This window comes from Arthrobacter sp. YAF17 (assembly GCF_052113365.1).
Taxonomy (GTDB): domain Bacteria; phylum Actinomycetota; class Actinomycetes; order Actinomycetales; family Micrococcaceae; genus Arthrobacter.
This window is the reverse complement of record NZ_JBFRDB010000001.1, coordinates 595,077-621,052: the sequence shown is the minus strand read 5'-3', so window position 1 is coordinate 621,052 and position 25,976 is coordinate 595,077. Positions and strand designations below refer to the sequence as shown.

Below are 25,976 nucleotides of genomic sequence, written 5' to 3'. Positions count from 1 at the left end.
CGATCCGGATGATTCAAGGGGGACCGAACGCGTGCTATCGCTGTCTCTTGGTTGGATAGCGTCCATGGTGGCCGCCTTTGTTCGGCGCCGGGAAAAAGCTGGATTCAGGATTCCCAGAGGATCTCGTCATCGACGACGCCGTCCTCGTCCGCGGAGGCCACCAGGACCTCGTCGGTGAAGTGCGACCCCAGAGTGAAGTCCAGGACGAAGTAGCGTTCCGGCTGGCCGGGGAAGATGCCCACATGGCCCAGCTTTAGTGCTTTGAGGAAAACCGCGTCGGTGAGCTGGCTCTTGTCCTCGACGCCGAACACCTTCCGCAGGTGCTCGTCCTTGATCGCGTTGCAGTGGAAATGCCGGTACTCCTGCGGGCTGGTGCCGTCCTGCTCCAGCTCCTCGGCGATCATTTCGCGGACCTGGTCCACGAGCTCGGGCAGGAAACGCAACCGGTAGTCAACTTTGTGCATGGCCGCTTCGTCGAAATGGTCATGCGCGTTGACATTCAGGTCGAGCTCCACGATCTGGCCCGCCAGTTCATGCTTGGCGGTGAGGTTGTGGTCCCGTCCGTGGTTGAGCTCGACCTCTCCGAAGTGCTTGCTCGCTACCTTGTTCATATCTTCAACATAGTCCTCAAAACCGGCCCGTTCCAGCATTCCCAAGGTTTTATCCGGCACTCCACCCGGGCGGGCGCCCGGTGCCGGTACATTGGGCGGATGCAAACAGTTGGCCCCGCCGTCGCCCGCGCCCGCGAACTCTACGACTCCGGAACGACGCGTCCGCTGGCCTGGCGGCTGGAGCAACTGCGCAGCCTGCGCCGGATGCTGGCCGAGCGCCGCACGGAGTTTGCCGAAGCATTGGGCGCCGACCTGGGCAAGCACGCCACCGAGTCCCTGCTGACAGAAATCGGCTTTGTCAGCGCCGAAGCCGCGCACCTGGAAAAGAACCTCGAGGCTTGGCTGCGGCCCCGCCCGGTGGCGGTGCCGCTCGCCGTCCAGCCGGCCAAGGCCTGGACGGAACTGACCCCGCTGGGCGTGGTGCTGGTGATCGGACCCTGGAACTACCCGCTGCAGCTGCTGCTCGCCCCGCTGGCCGGTGCCGTCGCCGCCGGCAACACCGTGGTGCTCAAGCCCAGCGAACACGCCCCTGCCACCTCGGCGGCTCTGGCTCGCTGGATCCCGGAGTACCTCGGCGGCGCGGCGGAGGTGGTCCAAGGCGGCATCCCGGAAACCACGGCCCTGCTGGCTCAGCGCTTCGACCACATCTTCTTCACCGGAGGCGAAACCGCGGCCAAGGTGGTGCTCCGCGCGGCGGCGGAGCACCTGACGCCGGTCACCCTGGAACTCGGCGGGAAGTCCCCGGCATACGTGGACTCCACGACGGACCTGGCCAAGGCGGCCAAACGGCTCGCGTGGGGCCGGTTCATGAACGCCGGGCAGACCTGCGTGGCGCCCGACTACATCCTGGCCACCGAGGACGTGCTGGTGCCGCTGGAGCGTGAGCTGGCCAAGGCGATCGGTGAGCTCTTTGGCCCGGACTCCTCCCGCAGCACGTCCTACGGCCGGATCGTCGACGACCGCCACTTCGCACGGATCGCCGCCCTCGCCGACGGCAGCACAGTGGTCCACGGCGGGGAACGGGACGCCGCTAGCCGCCACTTCGCCCCGACCCTGCTCCGGCCCGCCCCCGGGGACACGGTCATGGGGGAGGAGATCTTCGGGCCGCTGCTCCCTCTGGTCCCGGTCGCCGGACGGGACGAGGCCATCCGGATGATCAACGACGGCGCCAAGCCGCTGGCGCTGTACGTGTTCAGCAACGACGCCGGCACGCGCCGGGCCTTCGCCGAACGCACCTCCTCGGGGGCGCTGTGCTTCGACGTCCCGGCGGCGCACCTGATGGTCCCGGGCCTGCCCTTCGGCGGAGTCGGCGGCAGCGGCATGGGCGCATATCACGGGGAACACTCGCTGCGGACGTTCTCGCATGAGCGGGCCACCCTCGCCAAGCCGCAGCGCCCGGACACCCTCGCGCTGATCTACCCGCCCTACAGCCCGGCCAAACACCGGATCATCAGCGCCCTCGCCGGGATGGGAACGGGACTCCGCCAGCTGCTCCGCCGGCGCTGAGTCGACGCCTCAGTCCCGGGTCAGCCCTTGCGGGGGATGGCCTGCTTCAGGGTGGAGGAGTTGAACGTGTCGGCCAGCAGCTCGACGAACAGCTGGACCTGTGCGGTCTGTTTCTCGTTGATCAGCAGGGCAAAGACGTTGCGGGCCAGCCGGATCTCCGGAACGTCCAGCACCACCACCCCGGCCGGACGGTGCAGCAGGGCCAGCTCCGGAACCAGGGCCGCGCCCAGCCCGGCCGCGGCCATCTCGAGGCTCGCGTGGAAGTCATCGCTGTACGCGACCACGCGCGGGTGCAGGTTGCAGCTGGCGAAGAGCCGCTCAATCACGGTGGCGTCGGACGTTCCCGGGTGGTGCACAATCCACGGCATGTCGGACAGGTGGTCCGCCGCGACCTTGGACTCCGTGCCGATGCCCCAGGCCGCGGGCAGCACCACCCGGAAGTCGTCGTCGCCGATCCACTGCCGGTTCACGGTGTGCGGCCATGCGAGGCCGGACTGCCCCACCTGGTACACCAGGGCGACGTCGAGCTCGCCGCCGGCGCGCAGGCCCTGGATGGTCTGGGCTGGCTCCGCCACGGATACCCGCAGGTCGATGCCGAGTTTCTTCCAGGCCGGGTTTTCCAGGAGCCGCGGCAGCACATACGTGGCCAGGCTGGGGAAGATGCCGAGGCGGAGTTCCTGCCGGGCGGGATCCCCGGTGCGGGAGGCTGCCGCCATGAGGGTCTCGATGTCCGTGAGGACCTTGGCCGCATGCCGGGTCATGACCAGGGCCGCTTCGGTGGGGTGGATGCTGCGCGCCGAACGCTGGAACAGCTCGACGCCGGTGTCGCGTTCCAGCGCCGACATCTGCTGGGATACCGCCGACGCCGTGTAGCCGAGCCGCGTGGCGGCCGCCGCGAAGGATCCCAGCCGGGTCACTTCGACAAGGGTCCGCAGGTGAACGGGATTGATCAAAGTGCTGCCCTTCGCAGGTTCCGGTGAGGCGGGACCGCAATCCCGCTTCATTCTGGCACATTGGTGGGAAGCAGAATGTTGGAAAGTCGCACTCATCCGTCGGCCCCTCGGCGACGAATTGCCCATAGACGATTCACCAGGACGATTCAGGCGAAGCCAACAGGAGCAGATCAGTGTCAGATGCAGCAGGAATTCCCCAGGGCCGGCGAGTAGCCGTGATTGGCAGCGGCGTGGCGGGACTCACCGCCGCGTACGTCCTGAACCGGCAGGACACCGTCACCCTCTTCGAAGCCGATTCCCGGCTCGGCGGCCACGCCCACACCCACGACGTGCCGCAGGACGGAGGCCCGGTGCTGGGGATCGACACCGGCTTCATCGTCCACAACGAGCGGACCTACCCCACACTGCTGAGGCTCTTCGCCGAGCTGGGCATCGAAACCCAGGACTCGGAAATGAGCATGTCCGTCCGCTGCGACGGCTGCGGCCTGGAGTACGCCGGCGCCCGGGCCAAGGGCCGCGGCATCCTGCCCCGTCCCTCCACCGTGCTGCGCGGCCGCTACCTGCTGATGCTGCTCGAGGTGATGCGCTTCTACCGCAGGGCCCGCGCGCTGCTCGCCGAAGCGGCGCCCGCCGGGAAAAACCCGTCCGGGGAACCGGAACTGACCCTGGGGGAGTTCCTTGCCCGGGAGAAGTTCAGCAGCTACTTCATCTCGCACTTCATGACCCCGGTGGTGAGCGCGGTCTGGTCCTGCGACCCCACCACGGCGCTGGCCTACCCGGCGCGCTACCTCTTCACCTTCCTGGGCCACCACGGCCTCCTCGGCGTCTCGGGCTCGCCGCAGTGGCGCACCGTCACCGGCGGCTCGCGCACGTACGTGGACAAGCTCGCCGCCACGCTGCCGGACGTCCGCCTCTCCAGCCCGGTCACCGGAGTGCGCCGTCATGCGCACGGCGTCGAGCTGACGGTCAGTGAAGGGAACAGCGGCGTCCGCACCGAAAACTTCGACGCCGTCGTGATCGCCACCCACCCCGCCCAGGCACTGGGAATGCTCACCGACGCCTCGGACGCCGAGCGGGACGCGCTCGGCGGGATGCCGTACTCGGTCAACCACACCGTCTTCCACCGCGACGCCGCCGTGCTGCCGTCCAGCGACAACGCCAAGGCGTCCTGGAACTACCGCCTGCCCGCCTGCGACGCCCGGCCGGACAAGGTCCTGGTCAGCTACGACATGACGCGGCTGCAGCGGCTGGCCCCCGCGGACATGGGGCGCTACATCGTCAGCCTGGGCGAATCCGAGCTGATCGCCGACAACACGGTGATTGAGCGCATGGTCTACGAACACCCGCAGTACACCCCGGAATCCTTGAAGGCCCAGCAGCAGATCCTCGCGCTCGGCGACGGCCGCCTGGCCTTCGCCGGCGCCTATCACGGCTGGGGTTTCCACGAGGACGGCGCGCTCTCCGGCGTCAAGGCCGCCGAGCGGCTCGGACGTTCCTGGAACGGCCCCGCCGTCGAACTTAACGAGGAGTACCGCGCCGTCGCCGTCGACCCCGACCTGCAGACCGTCTCCGCGGAGGGCTCATGAGCACCACGGCCGCCATCTACCGCACCTCCATCGCGCACGTGCGGCGCACCCCTCTCAAGAACGCGTTCACGTACCGCAGCTACAGCTGGTACGTCGACGTCGACCGGCTGCCCGCGGTGCCCCGCCTGCTCCGGCCCCTCGCCGGCTTCAGTGTGGCGGACCACCTGGGCGACCCGGACGGCACCCTGCGCGGAAACGTTGAGGCGTTCCTGGCCGCCCGGGGGATAACCCTCGACGGCGGCCGGATCACCATGCTGGCCAGCGCCCGGGTGTTCGGCCACGTCTTCAACCCGCTGAGCCTGTTCTGGTGCCACGACGCCGCCGGGGAGCTGCGCTGCGTCCTCGCCGAAGTCCACAACACGTACGGCGAACGCCACTGCTACCTCCTCGAAACGGATGACGCCGGCCGGGCCAGCGTGCCCAAGGCGTTCTACGTCTCGCCGTTCAACGACGTCGAGGGCGAGTACCGGATGAAACTCCCGGAACCCGGCGAACGCCTCGCCGTCTCGATCGTCCTCGAGCGCGAGGGGCAGCGGCCCTTCGTCGCCAGCGTGGACGGCGAACGGCAYGACGCCACCGTGCGGAACATCCTCGCCGCGGCGCTCGCGGTCCCGCTGGCACCCCTGCGCGTCTCAGCTCAGATCCGCTGGCAGGGAATTAAGCTTTGGGCACGTCGGCTGCCCATCATCAAACGACCACACCACCCCTCACAGGAGGCAGTTCAGTGACAATGACCGAAGCGACCGGATCGGGCGCGGCGCGCCGGACGAACGAGGCCGCAGCCCCCTACACCGTCCCGCAGCCGCCCGCCGTCGTCGACGCCGCCATCTGGCCCAGCATCGCCACGGTCCCGTCCGGCCTGAAAACCGCCGTGGCCGGCCGCGTTGCCGAGGCCATCTTCAAAGCAGCCGTCCGCCGGCTTCCGCTCGAAGTCCGCTACCCCGACGGCACCGTCCTCGGCAAGGCGGCCGTGCCCGGCCGCACGTACCCCGTCATGACCATGAACCGTCCCGAGGCCTTCGCCGCGCGGCTCGGCGACGGCGGCCTGATCGGCCTGGGCGAGTCCTACATGGCCGGAGACTGGGACGCCGACAACCTCACCGCCGTGATGGAGGTCTTCGCCGCCCGCGTTGGGACCCTGGTGCCCGAGCCGCTGCAAAAACTGCGCGCGCTCTACCTGCCGCGCCAGCCGCGCAAGGAACGCAACACCGAGCAGAACACCCGCTCCAACATCTCCCGCCACTACGACCTTTCCAACGAGCTGTTCGGCACGTTCCTGGACCAGACCATGACGTACTCCAGTGCGCTGTTCCCCGAATCGGGGGAGGCGCTGAAGACCGTCGCCTGGGATGGCTTCGCCTCCGCGCAGCAGGCCAAAATCGATAGGCTGCTGGACAAGGCCGGCGTCGGACAGGGGACCCGGGTGTTGGAAATCGGCACCGGCTGGGGCGAGCTCGCCCTCCGGGCCGCCCAGCGCGGCGCCACCGTCTACTCCGTCACCCTCTCCAGCGAGCAGCAGGAACTGGCCCGCAAACGCGTCGCCGACGCCGGCTACACCGACGCCGTCACCATCGAGCTCAAGGACTACCGCGCCGTGGAAGGCGAGTACGACGCCGTCGTCTCCGTTGAGATGATCGAGGCCGTGGGCTTCGAGTACTGGGCCACCTACTTCCAGACGATCGAACGGGTCCTGGCCCCCGGCGGGAAGGTCGCCATCCAGGCCATCACCATCGCGCACGACCGGCTGCTGGCCACCCGCTCCAGCTACACCTGGGTGCACAAATACATCTTCCCGGGCGGCGTCATCCCCTCCGTGCGGGCCATCGAGGACATCACTGAGAAGCAGACCGGTCTCCGTGTCCGCGAACGCCTCGCCATGGGGGAGCACTACGCCCAGACGCTGCGGCTCTGGGAGGAACGGTTCATGGCCCGCTCCGCCGACGTCCAGGGACTGGGCTTCGACGAGATCTTCCAGCGCATGTGGCTGTTCTACCTCTGCTACTCCCGCGCGGGCTTCGAGACCGGCTACCTCGACGTGCAGCAGATCGTGCTGGACCGCCGGACGGCTGGCGAGGCGGCCGGCTGAGCGTCGCTGTAAGACTCCTCACGCCGTGGAAGGCGGGCACCCCCGGGGGTGCCCGCCTTCTTCGTGTCCCCTGACACTACATACGGTGTTTAACCACACCGCGGGCCACACCGCGACACGCCGTCTCCCACGCGACACGCAGGGCAGTTAATTGTGCAAAGGTACTCCACAGCCTGTGGATTTCGTCCGTCAAAATGGCGGAAACACGGACATTTTGAGGCACCCTGCCTGTGGACTGGCGGTGCATTAAATGACATACTTGTAATACATCATCTTGGGGTCCACATCGGGCTCTTGCACTACATGTAGTATCGACATACAGTTCCAGAGCAGCAGTAAGAGCAGCGGTTCAGGAGCAGCAGTGCCCGCCAGGTACGGCCAGTAACGGATAAGGATTCCTGTCCCGGACCGGCCCGCCCGGACAACTGGCACCAAAGACGCAGCAGAGACTCAGCTCAACAGCATCAGCTCCTACGCAGCCAACATTTTGCAGTACCAAAGACTTCAACAAAAAGGGGACAGGGACCATGACCGTTACGGTTTACACGAAGCCGGCCTGTGTTCAGTGCAACGCGACATACCGCGCGCTGGACAAGAAGGGCATCACCTACCAGAGCGTCGACATCTCGCAGGATGCGGATGCCCTCGAGCGACTGAAGGCCCTCGGCTACATGCAGGCTCCGGTCGTCGTCACGGACCAGGACCACTGGTCCGGTTTCCGCCCCGACAAGATCGAAGAACTGGCCCAGGCTTCCGCCGTCGCGGTGGCCTGAAACGCTTCGAACGAAGACAGTCAGATGAGGTGACTCCCATGGCACTGGCAACCGCCGGTACGACGCCGGCAGCAGACGCAGCGCCGCTGGCGGACGATGGCAGGAACCCGGACGCAGTCCGGACCTCCGGCAGCCACCTCATCTACTTCTCCTCCACCTCCGAGAACACCGCACGCTTCATCAGGAAGCTGGGCATCGACGCCGCCCGGATACCCCTCCACTCGAGGGAGTCCGCGCTCGTGGCCACCGAGCCCTACGTGCTGGTGCTTCCCACCTACGGAGGCACCGGGGGAGAGGGATCCGTTCCAAAGCAGGTCATCCGCTTCCTGAACGATCCACGCAACCGGCAACAGCTCCGGGGAGTGATCGGGGCGGGCAACACGAACTTCGGGGACAACTACTGCATGGCCGGCGACATCATCGCCGCCAAATGCCGGGTGCCCCACCTATATCGATTCGAACTCATGGGGACGCCGGAAGACGTCAGCCGAGTACAACAAGGATTGGAAGAATTTTGGACACGACTGTCGAAGACACCGAAGTGACCGGGGTTTCATCCCTCGGCTCCGCCGAGAAGACCAGCGCCGTCGAGAAGCACACCGTCCCCGGTGAGAAGCCGGCCATGCCGGCCGCCTACCAGGGCCTGGGCTACCACGAGCTCAACGCCATGCTGAACCTCTACGGCCCGAACGGGGAGATCCAGTTCGAGGCGGACCGCGAGGCGGCGCACCAGTACTTCCTGCAGCACGTGAACAACAACACCGTGTTCTTCCACGACCTCGAGGAAAAGCTCGACTACCTCGTCAAGAACGAGTACTACGAGCGCGAAACCCTCGACCAGTACACGATGAACTTCATCCGCGAGCTCTACAACCGCGCGTACAAGAAGAAGTTCCGTTTCGAGACCTTCCTGGGCGCGTTCAAGTTCTACACGTCCTACACGCTGAAGACGTTCGACGGGAAGCGCTTCCTGGAGCGCTACGAGGACCGCGTCTGCATGGTGGCCCTGCACCTGGCCCGCGGCGACGAAAAGCTTGCCACCGCGATGGTCGACGAGATCATCGAAGGCCGCTTCCAGCCGGCCACCCCCACGTTCCTGAACGCCGGCAAGAAGCAGCGCGGCGAGCTGGTCTCCTGCTTCCTGCTCCGCATCGAAGACAACATGGAGTCGATCGGCCGGTCCATCAACTCGGCGCTGCAGCTGTCCAAGCGCGGCGGCGGCGTGGCGTTCGCGCTGACCAACATCCGCGAGGTCGGCGCGCCGATCAAGCAGATCGAGAACCAGTCCTCCGGCGTCATCCCCGTGATGAAGCTCCTCGAGGACAGCTTCTCCTACGCCAACCAGCTCGGTGCCCGCCAGGGTGCGGGAGCGGTGTACCTGCACGCGCACCACCCGGACATCTACCGGTTCCTGGACACCAAGCGCGAGAACGCGGACGAGAAGATCCGCATCAAGACCCTCTCCCTCGGCGTCGTCATCCCGGACATCACCTTCGAGCTGGCCAAGAAGGACGAGGACATGTACCTGTTCTCGCCGTACGACGTCGAAAAGGTCTACGGCATGCCGTTCTCCGACGTCTCGGTCACCGAGAAGTACTACGAGATGGTGGACGATTCCCGGATCAAGAAGACCAAGATCAAGGCGCGCGAGTTCTTCCAGACCCTCGCCGAGATCCAGTTCGAATCCGGTTACCCGTACATCATGTTCGAGGACACCGTGAACCGGGAAAACCCGATCGACGGCAAGATCATCATGTCCAACCTGTGCTCCGAGATCCTCCAGGTCTCCCAGCCCACGACGTACCACGATGACCTGTCCTACGACCAGACCGGCAAGGACATTTCCTGCAACCTGGGCTCGCTGAACATCGCGAAGGCCATGGACTCGCCGGACTTCGGCCTGACCATCGAGACGGCCATCCGCGCGCTCTCGGCGGTCTCGGACATGTCCAACATCACCTCGGTGCCCTCGATCGCCCGCGGCAACGACCAGAGCCACGCGATCGGCCTGGGCCAGATGAACCTGCACGGCTACCTGGCCCGCGAGCGGGTCCACTACGGCTCCGAAGAGGGCCTGGACTTCACGAACATCTACTTCTACTCGGTGGTGTTCCATGCCGTCCGCGCCTCCAACCTGCTGGCCATCCAGACCGGGCAGACCTTCGGCGGCTTCGAGAAGTCCAAGTACGCCTCGGGCGAGTTCTTCGACAAGTACACGAACCGGGAATGGGTCCCGCAGACCGCCAAGGTCGCCGAGCTGTTCAAGAACATCCACATTCCGACGCAGGCCGACTGGCAGGAGCTGAAGGCTTCCGTCATGGAGCACGGCATCTACAACCAGAACCTGCAGGCTGTTCCGCCGACCGGCTCGATCAGCTACATCAACAACTCCACCTCCTCGATCCACCCGGTGGCGTCCAAGATCGAGATCCGCAAGGAAGGCAAGCTGGGCCGCGTGTACTACCCGGCGCCGTACCTGACGAACGACAACCTGGAGTACTACCAGGATGCGTACGAGATCGGCTACGAGAAGGTCATCGACACGTATGCCGCCGCGACGCAGCACGTGGACCAGGGCCTGTCCCTGACGCTGTTCTTCAAGGACACTGCCACCACGCGCGACATCAACAAGGCGCAGATCTACGCCTGGAAGAAGGGCATCAAGACCATCTACTACATCCGTCTCCGCCAGCTCGCGCTGGAAGGGACCGAGGTGGACGGCTGCGTCAGCTGCATGCTGTAACCGATATCGGTTGATTTTGCTTCAGTACGACGGCGGGCGCCCGCCCGCCGTCGTACGCTTTAACTAGAGAACCAACCCAACTTTTTAGGGGATGACATGACCGAAAAGGTCAAGCTGCTTAGCCACGTTGAAGCCATTAACTGGAACCGCATCCAGGACGACAAGGACGTTGACGTCTGGAACCGCCTGGTCAATAACTTCTGGCTGCCGGAGAAGATTCCGCTGTCCAACGACGTTCAGTCCTGGGCAACGCTGACCCCGGACGAGCAGCAGCTCACCATGCGCGTGTTCACGGGCTTGACCTTGCTGGACACCATCCAGGGCACCGTCGGCGCCGTCTCGCTGATCCCGGACGCGCTCACTCCGCATGAAGAGGCTGTCTACACGAACATCGCCTTCATGGAATCCGTGCACGCCAAGAGCTACTCCTCCATCTTCTCCACGCTGGCTTCCACCAAGGAGATCGACGAGGCATTCCGCTGGTCCACCGAGAACGTGAACCTGCAGAAGAAGGCCCAGATCGTCATGGACTACTACCAGGGCGACGATCCCCTGAAGCGCAAGGTGGCCTCCACGCTGCTGGAGAGCTTCCTGTTCTATTCCGGCTTCTACCTGCCGATGTACTGGTCCTCACGGGCCAAGCTGACGAACACGGCCGACCTGATCCGCCTGATCATCCGCGATGAGGCCGTCCACGGCTACTACATCGGCTACAAGTTCCAGAAGGGCCTGGAGGGCCTGTCCGAGGAGCGTAAGCAGGAAATCAAGGACTACACCTTCGAGCTGCTCTTTGAGCTGTACGAGAACGAGGTCCAGTACACGCACGACCTCTACGACTCCGTCGGCCTGGCCGAGGACGTCAAGAAGTTCCTGCACTACAACGCCAACAAGGCGCTGATGAACCTGGGCTACGAGGCCATGTTCCCGGCCTCTGTCACCGACGTGAACCCGGCCATCCTGTCGGCCCTGTCGCCCAACGCGGACGAGAACCACGACTTCTTCTCGGGTTCGGGTTCGTCTTATGTGATTGGCAAGGCTGTCAATACTGAGGATGACGACTGGGACTTCTAGTCCTTTGTGAGATGTCGACCAAATGGAAGAATGGCATTCTATTTGGAAGAAATGCATCTGTGTGTGAGATTCCGCGGTACCTGGCTTTGTGCCCCACTACTGTGATCGAGGCCGACCGAATTGCGTTTGTGAAGGCCGTCCAGATCGTCAAGCATGCGCCCCCCGAGAAGCCCCGGAGCAGAGACGCTGGGGCTTCCCGACTGGGCCAGGGCAGAGACCGGGGGATCGAACGCCTGCAGCGCGTCGGTGGCCCAGGCCGGTCCGCGGGCAGTGAGTTTCGCCCATGGACCTGCCAACGGATGGTCTTCGCTGAAAGAGGTCATCGGGCAGTCCGGGTCCGGCATCGCCAGACGCGTTTGGCCCACAGGAACCGAACGGGCCGGCCGAAACGGGTAATGTCATGGAGCCGGGCCTGGCGGCGGCCGCGGCCGATCGCTACGACACCGCAGTCCGGACAACCTGCGAGTTCCTCGCCAATTTCAACGCCCGGAACCAGGCCAGTCCCGGTTGCCGAGACGGAATGGACGTGGACACCCTCGATACCCAGCAACGCATCTGCACGCGTGCACCAGCAACCATAGGAGCAAGACATAAAGTTTTTTATGTCAGGGTCGCTTTTTGGTTGCTTGGTCGCTACCAATTCAAAGAGTCCCTGAGAACCCGTTCCTGCCGCATCACGCCGCCAGCACGGAATACCCACGCGACAGCGCCATCCTCAGACCCGGCATCTACGCTTATCTGCGAAGGCCCACTATTCTTCGTGTTCCCTAGAGCCCTCTAACCACCTCTTGAGGAATCATCAAAGCATCTCATTCGTCCAATGATTTTCTGCGACTTTTCGTCAAGTTCAGCACTGCGAAAGGTGGCACCGTAACGATCCTGATCGTCTGGTCAGGATCTACAACTCCACCTGTCCACATCTTGACAATCAAGATCCGTCACAATGTGGCACAAAGACAGCAGATGCAATCACGCCTTGATCCACGGGGCTGTGATATCGGCCAGTCATGAAGCTCCCGTCAGGTGCGATCACCTTCGGCTTGAAGCACATGTCCAACCGCACACCATCAGTTCTCACCAGTTCAAACATGAATTCACTGGTGTCCTGGCTCCCGGTCTTAAGATCCAGCTGCTCGCGCGAGGTCCTATCAACGACTCCGGTGACTGAAGCCCTCAGCATCCCCAAAGTGTCTGGTTCTAGCAGTGGTTTTAGACTCGTGAAGGCGGGCACCTGAGGGGCGTCATTCTCCGGGTCCTTAGTCGACCGCGAGTCCACATCAAATCCTGTAACAGCCATCGTCACCGCGGTCGCCCCACAACTCGGTTGAGCGAGCATATAGGTTTCAATTCGACCAGTGACCAGTTGTGCAACCTGGCCTTGGCCGATGTATTTTAGTTGTTGGTTGGCCCGATAACACGCTTTGCCGGCCTTATCCTTGAGGATGAAGTCGACAGTGACCGTTTCCCAATCGTAAGAACTGGTGTTCGTTACCGAACCGGTCACACGATTCGCGCCTGACGTGTACGTAATGAGCTCTACATCGCTGAGTACGTATTCCTTGGCAGACGGCGCGTGGAGATCGGATGGCGAACCAGCAGTCGAGACACCAAAACCAATCATGCTGAATAGCAGCGGAAATAGCACCGAAATTTTGAAGAGCGACAACACGAACGACCCAAGCGTCACTAACATCCCAGTTCTCGTCATCCAGGTAATTCCGAATACCGATTTTCGTGCCCCGACGTGCAGAGCAGTCACAACAGCCAACAGCAAGAAGAGAAGGATGCTGTCGGTGGGAAGCAACATGCCCATCGCCACGTCCCCCGCGCTTTGCTGCTTCACCAACTCCGCGTCATCGTAAGAGAGCCCGGCCGAATAACCGAAAACTTCGGAGACCCCGAAAGCCGTATAGATCGCATAAACAGCAATCAACATGCTGACAAGTCCAACACTCAACCACGACCAACGCCGACGAGAGCTATGAAGCGATTGATTTGGCTGTGGTGGATGTGGCACCCTCGTTTGTTGGCGCTGGGGTTCGAAGTAAACCAATGTCTCTGCTCTCAATGAAGTCCAAAAAAACTTAGGCATCTTTGCCATCTCTCCGGGGACGGCCAGTAGCGGATTGGCGGCTGTTTAAGCACAATGCACTACTCGGCGGTCAAAACGGCGTCTCGCCAGATGAGACGCCGTCGCCCGAGCCTCTATGTTACCCACGAGTTCGTCAACGAATGGGGCTGCCCCGGGTTTGCTTGACTGCTGAATCGTGAGGATTTGTTTTTTGCAGCGAGGATGTTCACATGCGGAAGCCTTTCTCGCGGGACTAACTCATTATTACCGGGGTATCCGGCGTTTTCATTTGGTAGTTCTCAGCTGCCGGGAATCGGTTGCTAAAGGTGATGGCGAAGGCGTTCAGAGCGGGCTTCCAACGAGCGGGCCATCGTGGACAAGGGGTCCCGAAAGGCGATCCGGTCACAGGAGGAAATTGCACGGAAAGGCCCCAGAGGCAGCTCCGGCGTAGTCACATGTCGGGCTGAGTTTTAGTGCAGGCCTCGGCCGGGAAAACCGGGAACGATGGCGGAACAGGAACCCCTTACCAGTGACCGGCCAGCCTCGCACTGACCCCCGCGGTCAAGGCCGCATCGTTCTCGTTCCTACCGGCCTCGGAACCGTTCCCGGGGTACAGATCTACCAATTCCGCGGCGGAGCCGCATCCTGGTTCGGCACCCAGTTCCTAGGAGCCCTGATCATGATCTGCACTCTTGGGATCTGCTACCCGTTTGCCATTGTTCTGATCGAACGGTGGAGGGCCAAGAACACCTATCTCCACGGCCGGCAGCTTCGGTTTATCGGCACGGGGTGGGGCATCTTCGGCCTGTGGCTCAAGTGGCTGCTGCTGAGCATCATCACGGTGGGCATCTATACCTTCTGGGTCTACCCGCGGATGATGCAGTGGAAGGTTGAGAACACCGTTCACGCGTAGGCGGAATGGCCCTGCGCACTCTGGCGTGCGGGGCTCTCTACTTTCGGTGGTACGGTCGTGCCGTTACCACCGTAGTGCGCCCGAGCTTGAATGCCGACACCTACGAGGGCGGTGGCCCTGCGCCGCCGTTCTTCCGAGCTCATCGGCCAGCTAAGTGAAGGCAACCCCGCCGCCGGGATGGTGCCAGAGCCGCCCTTCGAAATCGAGAGCATTCGGGACTAACCGGGGGGCCTACGACTTCGATATCGGTCTGGGCGACCGAGATCTCCTACGAACGGTCAGCCGACGTCGATCGGCTTGTCCGCGAGCTATCCCGTGAGGACGGCATCCACGAGGTCCACCGGGAACACCGGGAACTGATCCTGGTGCGGGCTCCATCGTGGAGCATCGACGCGCTCCACGAGTGGGTCTCACAGCGCATCTGATGGTCTGCTGCGCAGAACAACCGGCTTCCCGACGGCAGGCCGAGACCATGCCGACCAATGTGGCACACCTCCTACGTTCCTCAGAGTCCCGCCCCGACCCAGCGACGCCGGGCCGCGATGTGCTCGGCGGCCATGATCGTGGGGATGTTGGTGTTGGCCGACGGCGGTTCAGGAAGGATCGAGGCGTCGACCACCGAGAGGCCCGGCACTCCGTACACCCGTCCCGACGTGTCGACCACGGCGCCGGCCCGGGGGTCCGTTCCCATCGCACAGGTGCCCACGGGGTGATGGTAGGTCGTGGCCGTGGCCTTGATCCAGGCGCGAACGGCGACGGCGTCAGCCACCAGGTCCTGCCGGGGCGCGAGCCGGGAACCGCGAGTGATCCGGGTCAGGTGAGGGTGGGACGCGGCAGCGTCCGCGAGCTGCAGGCCCTCCACCAATCGGTCGATGTCCACCGAATTGCGGAAGTACCCGAGGTCGATGGCCGGTGCGGCGTTCGGGTCGAGCGTGTGCAGCCGCACCTCACCGCGCGACGCCGGCTTCAGCAATGCTGCGGCGAATGAGCAGTGGTACCCGTCCTCAAGCCGGTACGGTCCGCACACCATGAGCTGGAGATCCGGGGGATCCCCAGCGGACCTCAGGCTGCTCCGGGCTGTCGCCATCACCTGGAACAGCGGAGGGTCGCCCAGCGGTTGAAGACAGGGCAGGTCGATTGCCACCCAGGGGTGGTCGGCGAGATTCGACCCAACACCGGGCAGGTCCATCGTGACGGGCCTGCCCAATGCGGCTACGTCCGCGGCGGGGCCGATGCCAGACCGGATGAGCAGCGCGGGCGAGTGGTAGGCGCCAGCGCAGACGATCACCTCATCGGCCGTGACGATCTCTCCGTCGGAGGACCGGACGGCTATCGCACGCCCGTGACGAATCACGACCTCGGCGATCGGACAGGTCGCGCGGATCGTCAGGTTGGGTCGGGAGCGGATGGGATCCAGGTAGGCCCGCGCGGTGCTGACCCGGACGCCTCGCACGCAGTTGACTGGTAGCGCCGACAGGCCGACGGCGCCCGGGGCGTTGTGGTCTGGAATTCGCGGGATCCCCACGTCCGCGATGGCGTCCTCCATGGCGAGCGTGAGCTCGGACCGTTCGTCCCCCCGGTAGCGGCGGATCGGTACAGGGCCGTCCGTCCCGTGATAGGGCGAGGAACCGAAGTCCAGGTCATGCTCAAGGCGGAGGAAAGACGGCAGCACGTCGGCGAATGTCCATCCCGGCAAGGCCCAGCCGTCGTAATCGGCCGGATGCCCGCGCAGGGCGAAGGTGGCATTGACGGCCGACGAGCCCCCGGTCACCCGCCCTTGTGGAAGGCCCAGTGGAGGTCCGCCGGCGACACCCGTCCCATGAAGCCCCCAGTCGTGCGAGGCCGTGCTGGTGCCGTGGATGCCGTCCGCGAGGTCGGCCGGAAGGCTCGCCGCCGGGTAGTCCGGCCCCGCTTCGAACAGCACCACCTCGCGGTCGGCGTCCTCGCTCAGCCGCGAAGCCAACACGCAGCCTGCACTGCCCGCACCCACCACGGCCACGTCAAACCGGCTCTTCATCTCTTGCCCTCGCTTCCGATTCCAGTCTCGGACCGCGGCCGGGATATTTCCAGATCGAATTCGAACCGGACCGGAGAGGTCTCCGGGCTGCGATCAACGCCGACGGCGCGGATGTCACCCGGATCCCGCCCAATGACCGTAAGGAGGCCAGGTGCAGATCAACAGGTCTTCGATCGGCGCGGGTCTCTGCCCGGGAATATGCGTAGACAGCCGTGCGGCGTGGAGAGCGGCCAGCGTCTTTCTCCCCGGCTAGGCTGCAGCCACGTAGCCATTTGGGTGGGGGGACCTCAATGACAGATCTGCAGCACGCAGAGACAGCCGAACGCACAACGGAGTGGTCCCGGCGCTGCCGGCGGATGAACGTGGCCTACGTGATCACCGTCATTGTCGTCCAACTGCCGTTGGCTGCTGGGCTCTTCCTGGTCAGCTTCTGGCTCCTGAACGTCTGCGGGCCGCTCCTGCGGGGCGACGTCGCCTTCGGCCATCCTGCCTACGAGTATTTGCAGGAATCGAAGGATCTCCTTGCCACTGCACTTGGTGGACTGACCGCAATACTGATCCTCACCTCGGTCCTGCTGCATCGCTGGTGGAAACGCTCCGCAGCAGCACTGGGGCCAATGCCGGCAGAACTGCGTCCGACGACATTCAAGGCCTGGAACCGGCACAGGCGGATGATGCGGGGGAGCCACCTCGCGGGTGCGGCATCACTCCTGTGGTTATCCGCGCTGCTGGCGACCAGCATTGTTTCCGGAGTGCAGGAGTTCGAAGCATGGTCTGCCCGGGGCGGATCCGCTTACGACGATCCAGGCTACGATGAAGCGCACGCCCTGCTGGATATGTCCATCGTCCTGGGCTGTGCCGGTGGCATTGCCCTGATACTCCTTAGTGTTTCCATGTGGCGCAGTTACGGACGGGCCCAACAGTGGCTGGGCCCGCAGCCGGACCGGGTCGCAATCCGCGAGCTGGAGGACGGCACGGCGCCCTGGAGGAGCGACTAAGTGATTGGGTCCGTCGAAGGAAACATCGTTGCGGTGCGACGGCGACGCCGGATCAGCGGACGTTTCGCGGGCCTGGCTGTCATCGCCGGTGTCATAGCTTTGGCAGATCCAAGCAGCCACTCGAGCTACGTCCTCGTGCAAAACCTGAATCCGTATTTCATCGGCGCATTTTCCATCGCTGCGGCTGTTACTGCGGGGGCGTTCTCGTCGGGCCGGCTCAGCGAACGGTGGGCGGGGGGCATTTTACGCGGCTGCGTGGCAGTGGGCTTGCCGCATCCTCCCACCGACCGGGTGTCCGGTCACCGCGCTAAGGCCGAGTCTTATCCCACCGACAAGAAGGAGAGGCGCGGGCGCCGAGTGAGTCGGTGAGCGGATCTTCGCAGGCGGTACATTCCTTGCGCCGCTCAACCGTGCTTTCAGCGATCAGCCCCAGCCCGTCCGGGTATGCGCCAGGCCGGGTGGTACAGCGTGCCGGCATACGTCACGTAAACCAGTCCGGGCTCGAGCCGGGGGGATGCGGTGCACCCTCAACCGGCTCGGATGGACCTTGATGATCGGGCCAAGGTCCTGGGCGTCCTTGTGCGCCTGGCGGGCGTACCCACCCGGGACTTCGGACGATGCGGCGGCGGGGTGCGGTACCGCCGGTGCAGTTCGCGGATGTTGCCGGAAGAAACCGGGTCCTACAGGACCATCATTCGACGGTGATTTCTATGCCGGCGACCGCGCCCGTCCATGCGCCGCCGTCCGGGTGAAGTCGGATCAGATGCGCACTTACGGACCCTTCATTAAGGTGGACGACCTGCGATTGGGTTCCCTTGCAATCCAGCTGAAATTCCGTGTGTTCGATGCCTCCGACAATTTGCTGGGAGAGCCAGACGAGGGCTCGGGGAGCACCCACGCACGCGACCGTCACAGTGTGCGGGCCGGCGGTTGTCACCGTCGCGGACTTGCTGAATCCCACGCCGGTTCCGTCGGCCGGGCCGGAGACGGCCAGCAGCACCGGTTTGGCCGCGCCCGCCAGACGCTGCTCCAGCTCAGCATAGTTGCGCGTTTCCACCGCCAGTATGTCCGCCCCCTTCGAAGGCAAGATTGCCGCCGGCCGGACACTTGAGCTGGCTTCCGTTGGCGGCGGATTGCCCTCGTCCTCATAGGCGCACCCGGCCAGGGCAACGGCGGCTATCACACCAACGAGCACTAGAACACCGCGGACTATTCTCGTTCCCCCAGGACCAGCCATGGGCTGAGTCTACGTTCAGCCCACCGGTTGGCAAGCCATCCGCTCCGGTCGGGCCTGGTGGTGAACGTGATCCACCCCCACGAGCGGCGGGTCTCGCAAAAGCTAGGCTATTAAACACCGCCCTGCCCAGCCCCGCCGCTCCGCGAGGACAAGCGTAGGATCCTGAGTCATGTGAGGAGTCGGGGGCCTGTTCGCCGTGGCAGCGTTTCTGCTGGTGATGACAGGATGCGCGGAGAACTTTTCGGAGGATCAGAAGGTGCAGCTGCGGTCCGCCACCAGCCCGTACCAGCAAGAACCGCTTGCCGACCTCCGCGTCTCGGAGCAGGAGTATAGGGCGGCGGTATCCGAGGCCCACCGCTGCGTGGCGGCAAGCGGCGCCGTCCCTGACCCGGTGACCCAGGTGGACGACAGCCACCTGGGTTTCGGGTTCGCCGTTACCGCTCCCGACGAAGCTGCCGGGGCCAGAATCACTGACAAAGCACACCGCTGCCAGTCGGACTACATGGACGTCGTGGCGCGAATCTGGGGGTCCCAGCGGCAGCGCCTCACGGAGCAGTAGCCGCGCGAATCAGGCGGCGTGGGCCAGATACGCGATCGGGTGCTGCTGGAGCTCGGTCGGGTGGGTGCGGACGAGGGCGTCGATGGCCTGGAAATGGGTGTCGCCGTGCTGCTTGACGATGGTGAACCGGCCGAACGGCGAAATTGTCTTCAAAGCGCTGGGTGAGCGACTAGATGGGATTCCGTAGTCAGGTGGCCTACCTCTGGGGCACTCCGGCGGCGGCTTCGGCTACAGAAAGCGCCGTGCCGAACGCCGCCACGGCGGACTGGTAGTTCGCCGTGTTGCCTTCTGACTTCGCCTGTTCGGCCCTCCGCCTCGCCCTGATCATGGCCGCGGTGGCGGGGAAAGCAGTATCGGACATCGCCGGAAAATCGAACTGCAATTTCGGGTCCACCTCGTAGGCCAGCCACCGGCTGTCGAGAAGTTTGTGCCGGGCGGCAATTGAGCTGAAGGCCTGAGCGTCAATCAACGATACGCCGCTCAGGCTTCCGGGGGTCACGCCAGCGGCCTCCTCGGATTTCCGGGCGGCCTCTTGTTGACGCTGAAGTGCTTGTTCGGTCCCCAGCCCTCCGGAGCCCTTGAGCCGGTGCTTGAGAACCATGTTGTTCTCGTAGACCCGGACTTCCTCCGGGGTCATGCTGTCGAGCTCCGTAGCGCTTCGACTGACCACATCGGCAGGGCCCCTCCGGCTGGCGATGCTGCTGTCCGGGACGGGGAAGAGGTACTTGCCGCCCAGGAAGCCCCCGAGCAAAACACCCAAGACAGCCCAATCCGGCAGGTCTGCTGAGCCTGTCGACCCGGCAACAAAAAAGGCGCTCAGGTTGGTTATGCCCTGGCCTGTGGTGAAGGTCAGGCGGGTCTTTCCAAGGCGTCTGACCTTGCGGTGTCTGCTGCGCTGTTGGAAGTGAAATGAACGGGCTTTTGCGATCCAATCGCGTGCTCGGTTCACCAGTTGCGGGCTTTCAGTCATGATGACGAGGTTACCGGTCACCTCAGACACTCGACGGACGTCGTCCCTCGGCCTGTCTCCGGTCGAGGTGACACGGGAAGGGCTTTGCAGGAACCCGCAGGCTGGCCCAGCCGGCGTCGTTACCTTTGGGGCCGTGCCGCAGGCGGTCCGCCCGCGGCACCGGCTTCCATCACCCGGGAACCTGGCTGAGGAAGGCCGTGATTTGCTGCGCCATGGCCGGTGCCTGCGTCCAGTGGAGGTAGTGTCCGCCCGGGAGCACAACCACCGCATGCTGCCTGACGTTCTGTAGGCGCTCCTCGTGCACAGCGAGGTTCGGCGGGGATTCCTTGTCGCCGGCCAGGAATGTCAGGACGGGCAGATCGTCCGGGTAGCGGAGTCCCTGCACCTTGTGGGCATTCTCCGCGATCCGGTTTGTCTCGTCGGCGACGGCGGGATTGCCGTAGTTCCAGCTGGTCATCCGGCGCATCTGCTCACGTTCGGCCGCCGAGTATGCGTCGCCGTCCGGTTCGACCAGCGCGGGGGCAAGGGTGCTGGCCCAACGGACGATTCCCGTGGTGGAGAGCAGGCGGCCCCAGTTGACGCCGTCCGGAGCGGCCCCGGCGTCCGCATGACCGGCACCGACAGCGGGGACTGTGGGATCTATGCCGACGACGGCCGACACTTCCGTCCGGTACTTGTTGGCGTAGAAGAGGGTGTAGAAACCAGCGATGGAATGACCTGCGAGGATGTACGGTCCGCCGACGTGCACTTTCGACAGGGCTTCATGCAGTTCTGAGGTGATGTTCTCGACAGTCCGTTCCCTGGGGGACAGGTCGCTGTACCCGTAGCCGAATCCCTCGACGACCACCACGTCGTAACCGCCCAGCTCCCGGATAAGCGGCGCGAAGTCGAGGGCCGGTGCCGCAGTGCCCAGCCCGCTCAACAGCACGATGGTTTTGCCGGTGCCGGAGGTTCCCGCGCCCGGTTCGCCGGGTCCGCGGCCGACGGCGGTGCGGTAAACGTTCAGCGCTCCGTGGCTGACCTGCACCCTTTCCCCGTAGGGTGCGGTCGAGGAACGCTCGGCGTGTTCGATCACCAGGTTGGCCGTGGTGGACGCGGCAACCAGCCCGGCCAGGGTGGCCAGGACGACACAGAGGTTCCGGATTCTGCGTGATTTTCGGCTGGGGGAGGAGGCAGGGGCGGTGATGGTCATGACATTCCACTTTCAGGGCTGAACGTACGGTGGGGTGCGGGTGTTTTTGTGGTCGCCGTTTTGCGCCCGGCGGAGCGGATCAGTCCGGGGAGCGCGCCGATGCCGACCGCGGCCACCACCGCCAGAGCGCACAACCACAGGGAGCGGGTGTCCGTCGCGTCGGTGTGCAGCCGGAGCCCGGCCGTGGGGTAGTCAATAAATTTGGCCGTCGAAGYAGCCGCAGCGCTGCCCGCATGCCGGGACAACTCTTCGAGGGCCGCATCGAAGGCCGTGCCCTGGCGCGAACTTTGCGGCAGGGCGGTTGTGCCGAGGGACCATTTCGCTGCCCAGGCGGTGAGCCGCGCGTCGTCGGCGGCGGTGCCTGGCAGGATCAACCGGTCCATCGCCGGCCCGTCAGTGGACGGAAGCGTCGTGAGCAGGACCATGCCGTGTTTGGTGGTGATGGACGGCGTGGCGGCGACGGCAACCGTCCGCGCGGCACCGGAGACGGCGTACACCTCGAAGGGCGCGACGGCGTCGATCTCGCCGATTCCGTCGGTCAGGCCGATGCCGACGGTGGGCCGGAACCAGGGGAGTGCGGCGTTGAGCGCGACGGGCGCGTCGCTGGCGCTGAAAGCCTGTTCGGGGATGGCCGTGCTGCCCGACGGTGACCAGCCCGGATAACCGACCTCCGCACCGACCCGCGCAGCTTCCGCCGGCCCGGCGAGGTCGTGGATCAGCTGCAGTGCCCCGGGGACGCCGGAAGTCACGCCAGCCGTCGTCGTAATCCGGCCGTCCTGGACGAAGCGCTGGCCGCCCACCCACTGAACGCCCGGCCGACTCTTCTTCAGTGAACCGATCCGTGACCAGTGCGAGGTGGCGCGGTGCCCGTCGAGCACCCCGGTCTCGGCGAGCAGCACTGACCCGGCGCAGATCCCCAGGATATTGATGCCCCGGGCAGATTGCCGGGCGATCCAGGATCTTGTAGCGGCTTCGCTGTCCCCGGACGGGTTCTCGACGGCGGGCACCACCAGGAGATCCGGCGCGGACGCCGCACCGCTGTCCACCTCGGAGAAGGTGCTGGCGGGCACGACGGCGGGACCTCCCACCAGCTGGACGGGCAGCCTGGTTTCGGCAACTGTCGATACAGCGAATCTGGGCGACCGGGCGAAAACCTCATACGGGGCAAGCACATCGGCCGCCTCGGTCCCGCTTCGACCCAAAACGAAGGCAACGTGGATCGTCCCGGCGGCCGGGTGTAGGGCGCTGGCAGCAGCCTCGACGGGACCGGCCGCCGGAGCGTCCAGACCGTTGTCGTGCCTGATCACCGCGGTGCCGGCCAGCAGGACGGAGGCGAGGGTCGCGCCCGCGAGCGAGACGGCCAAGGCGGCGCGCCCCAGCCGGTGCAGTGCCTTTGAATATTTGTTCATAGGTCAACGCTGGCAGCTTTGGCCCGACCGTGAGAGTGGTAAAAACGCCTACGTTGAAAAGAATCCTGCTTTCGGGGCTTCCGGAGCCGGCCAGATAGGTACAGTAACTGCATGCATCATGTCGTTGCGCTGGCGCTGCCCGGGGTCGTCGCCTTCGACCTCGCCATTCCTGCGCAGGTCTTCGGCCACGAGGACGAACGGAAACGCTATTCGTTCCGGATCTGCGCGGCAGAGCCCGGCATGATTGCCACGACGTCGGGATTCTCCATCTACGCCGCAGAGGGACTCGACGCATTGGCTACTGCCGACTCGATCGTGGTGCCGGGGTTCGAACCCCTCAGCGACCCTCCTGAACTTGTGTGCGACGCGCTTCGCCGGGCAGCCGCCGGCGGGGCCAGGGTGGTCTCGGTGTGCACAGGTGCTTTTGCCCTGGCAGCTGCCGGGCTCCTGGATGGCAAACGGGCAACCACCCACTGGAGGAATGCGCAACAGCTCCAGACCCTGCACCCTGCGGTGGCAGTTGACCCGGAAGTCCTCTACGTCGACGACGGCGCCATCAGCACCAGCGCCGGCGTGGCCGCCGGCATCGACCTGTGCCTTCACCTGGTCCGCAAAGACTATGGAACAGAAGCGGCCAACCGCATCGCCCGGCGCATGGTTGTTGCGCCCCATCGCGAGGGCGGGCAGGCCCAGTTTATTGAACGTCCAGTTGCTGTGCCGCTGGCCCAATTCGGCCCAACCTGCACCTGGGCCCGCCAGCATCTGGCGGAGCCGCTCTCTGTGGGGGACATGGCCGCCCACGCCGGATGGGCGCCGAGCACGTTCGCCCGACGATTCCTCGCCGAGGCCGGGACGACGCCGCTGCGCTGGCTTACCGGCCAGCGGATCGCCGAGGCGTGCCAGCTGCTGGAGACCACCGATCTGACCATCGAAGCGGTCGCAGCCAGGACCGGGTTGGGAACGACGGCGAACTTCAGGCTGCACTTCATGCGTGAACTCAACACGACACCGTCCGGTTACCGGCGCCTTTACCGGGGCCGTACACGTACTTAGGACGCAGCCGAGGTTTCTGGACACTTGAACCTTCAAGTAAAACGGAGTACGATGATGTCATGACATCGACGCTCGAACTCCCTCCGGTTCTCTTCCTCAGCCATGGTGCGCCGCCGCTGGCCGACGACGCCACCTGGACCCGCGAACTCAACGAATGGTCCGGCACCTTCGACAAGCCCAAGGACATCCTTATGGTGTCCGCCCACTGGGAAAACGCCCCGGTCACGCTCAGCGCCACCGGACGCAACCCGGGACTGGTCTACGACTTCGGCGGCTTCCCCCAGAAGTACTACGACGTCACCTACGACGCCCCGCAGGCCCCCGGGCTGGCCACCGAGGTGGAGAAGCTCGTGGCCGGCCACGGCCACCACGTTGAGCGCGACGAGTACCGCGGCCTGGACCACGGCGCCTACGTCCCGCTCAAGGAGATGTTCCCCGACGCGGATGTACCGGTGGTGCAAATGTCCATGCCCACCCTTGATCCGCAGGGCCTGTTCGATCTGGGCAAGTCGCTGGCGCCGCTGCGCGACCGCGGCACGCTGATCGTCGGGTCGGGGTTCACCACGCACAATCTGCGCTGGTTCAACCCAGCCGGCGGACCCGACAGCACGCCGCCGTCGGTCTCCCGTGAGTTCGATCAATGGGCCGAGGAGGCGATGGCGCGCGGCGACGTCGACTCCATCCTGGACTTCCTGCACAAGGCCCCGGCAGCCCGCGAGGCCCACCCCCGCAGCGAACACTGGGCCCCGCTGTATGTCGCACTCGGTGCGGCTTACGAGTCCGGCGACCTGCACGCCAAAACCGCGATTGACGGGTTCTGGTTCGGCCTGTCAAAGCGTTCCTGGACCCTGACTTAAGGCACGGCGGCGGGCAGCGAGTCACCCGGCAGCGCAAACGCAAAAGCCCTGCACCCGGTTGGGTGCAGGGCTTTTCGCATCCGCCGCGGGTTGTCCAGCCAGGCTCAGGCGTATTTCAGGCTCAGCAGCAGGGCCTTGATCTGGGCGTACTGATCGGTCGCCATCCAGGCCTTGGCCGCGCCGTGGTTCGGGAAGCCGGGGTCGTTGAAATGAACGCGGGTGAAAAGGCCGCCGTTCGCCGTGGGGATCAGGTTGCACCAGGACGAGACGCCCTCTCCTTCCTTCAGCGACCGGGGATCGGTGAGTCCCATGAAATACGCCTCGCCGTTCCCATAGTTTTCCGCAACGAATCCGAAGCTGGGTTCCGTGCCGTTCGGGGCCTTCATTCCCGGAACCGACGCCTGGTCCAAGACCTGGCGCGACACGGGGCCGCCCGCGCACCCGGCGGTGACGCCGTTGGCCAGGGTCAGGAGTTCGTTTCCCGCGTCGTCAGCGACAATCGCTTCAACGCCGGGAAGCCCGGCTGGAGGGAGGACGGTCCGCACCGTCCACTTCTCCGGATAGGCGAACGAGATATGCCCGTCCGGGAAGGTGAAGGTCTTCAGCCCGGGTGTCACATGCTTCTGCGGTGAGGCGGGAACCTTCGACGCCGGCACCGCACCGGTGGCGGGGGCCTCCGGCGCCGCGGTGGACGTCGATGCGATGGTCAGCGTTGCCGTGCGGTCGGCCGTGCTACTTACGGCAGGGTTCGAGGCGGCGGCAGGACTGCCTGTCTGCGGCGCGCAGCCTGCAAGGGCCAGGCTGACGGCAAACCCCGCCATGGTGACGGTTGCGGCGAAGGCGGTGCGCTTGGATTTCATTGTGTAACCCCCATGTTCTTTGACGGCGGGCTGGTCGTCCCGCTCACTGACTAGGTTTCCCGGGCATGGCCCGGCATTACAGTCGGGGCGAAAGTTCTGCCCGCAACGCCATATGCTGTGACCGCAACCATCGCCAGCAGCACGGAATACCAGGGGGACCAATGTCGACCAGCCAGTACGGACCGCAATACGCGTATCGGAACCAGGACCAGCAACCAGTGACGATGGGTCAGCTGCGCTGGTACATGGAGGGCATGCGGCACGCCCGGCTGGCCACAGTGTTCGGCATCCTGTCGATCTTCAGCCTGGGGGTCCTGTTCGGGCCGTTGGCGATCGCCCGGTCGAAGAAGGCCGAGGCCTACGGCGTGCCTGCGCCCGAGGGGCGGGTGCTGGGTTGGGTGGGGATTGGCTTGTTCGTCCTGTGGGTGGTCTTCTTCATCATTTATATTGCCCTGATCTTCACGATCATCGGGAGCCTCCCGGAGTCGGGCAGGACGTCCGCGTAGAAAGA

The 25,976-nt window shown here is 64.8% G+C and carries 24 protein-coding genes; 14 read left to right on the top strand and 10 right to left on the bottom strand.

Annotation, left to right across the window (positions count from 1 at the left end; all coding sequences use genetic code 11):
- Positions 1-104 precede the first annotated feature (104 nt).
- Positions 105-611 (bottom strand): DUF2004 domain-containing protein, encoded by a 507-nt coding sequence (locus AB4Y67_RS02930; protein WP_441404297.1) that lies wholly within the window; start codon positions 609-611, stop codon positions 105-107.
- Positions 612-710: 99 nt separating this feature from the next.
- Here AB4Y67_RS02930 and AB4Y67_RS02925 point away from each other — a divergent pair, with 99 nt between their 5' ends.
- Positions 711-2,117 carry an aldehyde dehydrogenase family protein gene (locus AB4Y67_RS02925; RefSeq protein WP_441404296.1) on the top strand — a complete coding sequence of 469 codons (1,407 nt, stop codon included), beginning with the start codon at positions 711-713 and terminating at the stop codon, positions 2,115-2,117.
- 20 nt (positions 2,118-2,137) lie between these two features.
- On the opposite strand, the gene AB4Y67_RS02920 is transcribed toward AB4Y67_RS02925, so the two are convergent.
- A complete protein-coding gene (locus tag AB4Y67_RS02920; RefSeq protein WP_441404295.1) occupies positions 2,138-3,070 on the bottom strand; it encodes a LysR family transcriptional regulator in 933 nt (310 codons plus the stop codon).
- 173 nt (positions 3,071-3,243) lie between these two features.
- Between AB4Y67_RS02920 and AB4Y67_RS02915 the strand changes: the two genes are divergently transcribed.
- The 7 genes from AB4Y67_RS02915 (at position 3,244) to nrdF (ending at position 11,329) form a co-directional block, all read left to right on the top strand.
- Positions 3,244-4,656 (top strand): NAD(P)/FAD-dependent oxidoreductase, encoded by a 1,413-nt coding sequence (locus AB4Y67_RS02915; protein WP_441404294.1) that lies wholly within the window; start codon positions 3,244-3,246, stop codon positions 4,654-4,656.
- Positions 4,653-5,384 carry a DUF1365 domain-containing protein gene (locus tag AB4Y67_RS02910; RefSeq protein ID WP_441404293.1) on the top strand — a complete coding sequence of 244 codons (732 nt, stop codon included), beginning with the start codon at positions 4,653-4,655 and terminating at the stop codon, positions 5,382-5,384. The genes AB4Y67_RS02915 and AB4Y67_RS02910 overlap by 4 nt, the downstream gene beginning before the upstream one ends.
- Positions 5,385-5,386: 2 nt before the next feature.
- Entirely contained in the window at positions 5,387-6,742 is a 1,356-nt protein-coding gene (locus AB4Y67_RS02905; protein WP_441404335.1) for a class I SAM-dependent methyltransferase, read from the top strand.
- A gap of 527 nt (positions 6,743-7,269) precedes the next feature.
- Positions 7,270-7,515 carry a glutaredoxin-like protein NrdH gene (gene nrdH / locus AB4Y67_RS02900; RefSeq protein WP_056429759.1) on the top strand — a complete coding sequence of 82 codons (246 nt, stop codon included), beginning with the start codon at positions 7,270-7,272 and terminating at the stop codon, positions 7,513-7,515.
- 38 nt (positions 7,516-7,553) lie between these two features.
- Positions 7,554-8,060, top strand: a complete 507-nt coding sequence (gene nrdI / locus AB4Y67_RS02895; protein ID WP_441404292.1) for a class Ib ribonucleoside-diphosphate reductase assembly flavoprotein NrdI — start codon at positions 7,554-7,556, stop codon at positions 8,058-8,060.
- Positions 8,061-8,137: 77 nt separating this feature from the next.
- Positions 8,138-10,258 carry a class 1b ribonucleoside-diphosphate reductase subunit alpha gene (gene nrdE / locus AB4Y67_RS02890; RefSeq protein ID WP_441404334.1) on the top strand — a complete coding sequence of 707 codons (2,121 nt, stop codon included), beginning with the start codon at positions 8,138-8,140 and terminating at the stop codon, positions 10,256-10,258.
- A gap of 96 nt (positions 10,259-10,354) precedes the next feature.
- A complete protein-coding gene (gene nrdF / locus AB4Y67_RS02885; RefSeq protein ID WP_224046702.1) occupies positions 10,355-11,329 on the top strand; it encodes a class 1b ribonucleoside-diphosphate reductase subunit beta in 975 nt (324 codons plus the stop codon).
- A gap of 928 nt (positions 11,330-12,257) precedes the next feature.
- On the opposite strand, the gene AB4Y67_RS02880 is transcribed toward nrdF, so the two are convergent.
- Entirely contained in the window at positions 12,258-13,265 is a 1,008-nt protein-coding gene (locus tag AB4Y67_RS02880) for a hypothetical protein (RefSeq protein ID WP_441404291.1), read from the bottom strand.
- 664 nt (positions 13,266-13,929) lie between these two features.
- Here AB4Y67_RS02880 and AB4Y67_RS02875 point away from each other — a divergent pair.
- Complete coding sequence (locus tag AB4Y67_RS02875) at positions 13,930-14,313, top strand: DUF898 family protein (RefSeq protein WP_441404290.1); 384 nt, start codon at positions 13,930-13,932, stop codon at positions 14,311-14,313.
- 505 nt (positions 14,314-14,818) lie between these two features.
- On the opposite strand, the gene AB4Y67_RS02870 is transcribed toward AB4Y67_RS02875, so the two are convergent.
- Positions 14,819-16,330: a GMC family oxidoreductase gene (locus tag AB4Y67_RS02870; RefSeq protein WP_441404289.1), complete on the bottom strand. Its 1,512-nt coding sequence runs from the start codon at positions 16,328-16,330 to the stop codon at positions 14,819-14,821.
- A 290-nt stretch (positions 16,331-16,620) separates the two neighbouring features.
- Between AB4Y67_RS02870 and AB4Y67_RS02865 the strand changes: the two genes are divergently transcribed.
- Positions 16,621-17,328 carry a hypothetical protein gene (locus tag AB4Y67_RS02865; RefSeq protein ID WP_441404288.1) on the top strand — a complete coding sequence of 236 codons (708 nt, stop codon included), beginning with the start codon at positions 16,621-16,623 and terminating at the stop codon, positions 17,326-17,328.
- A gap of 691 nt (positions 17,329-18,019) precedes the next feature.
- On the opposite strand, the gene AB4Y67_RS02860 is transcribed toward AB4Y67_RS02865, so the two are convergent.
- The gene (locus AB4Y67_RS02860) at positions 18,020-18,385 is read right to left on the bottom strand and encodes a hypothetical protein (protein WP_441404287.1); all 366 of its coding nucleotides are present in this window, start codon (positions 18,383-18,385) and stop codon (positions 18,020-18,022) included.
- Positions 18,386-18,821: 436 nt separating this feature from the next.
- Here AB4Y67_RS02860 and AB4Y67_RS02855 point away from each other — a divergent pair, with 436 nt between their 5' ends.
- Positions 18,822-19,124, top strand: coding sequence for a hypothetical protein (locus AB4Y67_RS02855; protein ID WP_441404286.1), 303 nt, complete (start codon positions 18,822-18,824; stop codon positions 19,122-19,124).
- 9 nt (positions 19,125-19,133) lie between these two features.
- Here AB4Y67_RS02855 and AB4Y67_RS02850 read toward each other — a convergent pair whose 3' ends face one another.
- The 4 genes from AB4Y67_RS02850 to AB4Y67_RS02835 all read right to left on the bottom strand — a co-directional run bounded on the left by AB4Y67_RS02850 (position 19,134) and on the right by AB4Y67_RS02835 (position 22,695).
- On the bottom strand, positions 19,134-19,277 hold the full coding sequence (locus AB4Y67_RS02850) for a hypothetical protein (protein ID WP_441404285.1): 144 nt from the start codon (positions 19,275-19,277) through the stop codon (positions 19,134-19,136).
- Between the two features lie 43 nt (positions 19,278-19,320).
- Entirely contained in the window at positions 19,321-20,094 is a 774-nt protein-coding gene (locus AB4Y67_RS02845) for a hypothetical protein (protein ID WP_441404284.1), read from the bottom strand.
- A gap of 169 nt (positions 20,095-20,263) precedes the next feature.
- Complete coding sequence (locus tag AB4Y67_RS02840; RefSeq protein ID WP_441404283.1) at positions 20,264-21,286, bottom strand: alpha/beta fold hydrolase; 1,023 nt, start codon at positions 21,284-21,286, stop codon at positions 20,264-20,266.
- Complete coding sequence (locus AB4Y67_RS02835; RefSeq protein ID WP_441404282.1) at positions 21,283-22,695, bottom strand: DJ-1/PfpI family protein; 1,413 nt, start codon at positions 22,693-22,695, stop codon at positions 21,283-21,285. Before AB4Y67_RS02835 ends, AB4Y67_RS02840 begins: the two co-directional genes overlap by 4 nt.
- Positions 22,696-22,806: 111 nt before the next feature.
- On the opposite strand from AB4Y67_RS02835, the gene AB4Y67_RS02830 reads away from it, so the two are divergent.
- A complete protein-coding gene (locus AB4Y67_RS02830) occupies positions 22,807-23,748 on the top strand; it encodes a helix-turn-helix domain-containing protein (RefSeq protein ID WP_441404281.1) in 942 nt (313 codons plus the stop codon).
- A gap of 59 nt (positions 23,749-23,807) precedes the next feature.
- A complete protein-coding gene (locus AB4Y67_RS02825) occupies positions 23,808-24,605 on the top strand; it encodes a dioxygenase family protein (RefSeq protein ID WP_441404280.1) in 798 nt (265 codons plus the stop codon).
- A 104-nt stretch (positions 24,606-24,709) separates the two neighbouring features.
- Here the strand turns inward: AB4Y67_RS02825 and AB4Y67_RS02820 are convergent, their stop codons facing one another.
- On the bottom strand, positions 24,710-25,465 hold the full coding sequence (locus tag AB4Y67_RS02820) for a hypothetical protein (RefSeq protein ID WP_441404279.1): 756 nt from the start codon (positions 25,463-25,465) through the stop codon (positions 24,710-24,712).
- Positions 25,466-25,626: 161 nt separating this feature from the next.
- Here AB4Y67_RS02820 and AB4Y67_RS02815 point away from each other — a divergent pair, with 161 nt between their 5' ends.
- A complete protein-coding gene (locus AB4Y67_RS02815) occupies positions 25,627-25,971 on the top strand; it encodes a hypothetical protein (protein WP_441404278.1) in 345 nt (114 codons plus the stop codon).
- Positions 25,972-25,976: the final 5 nt, after the last annotated feature.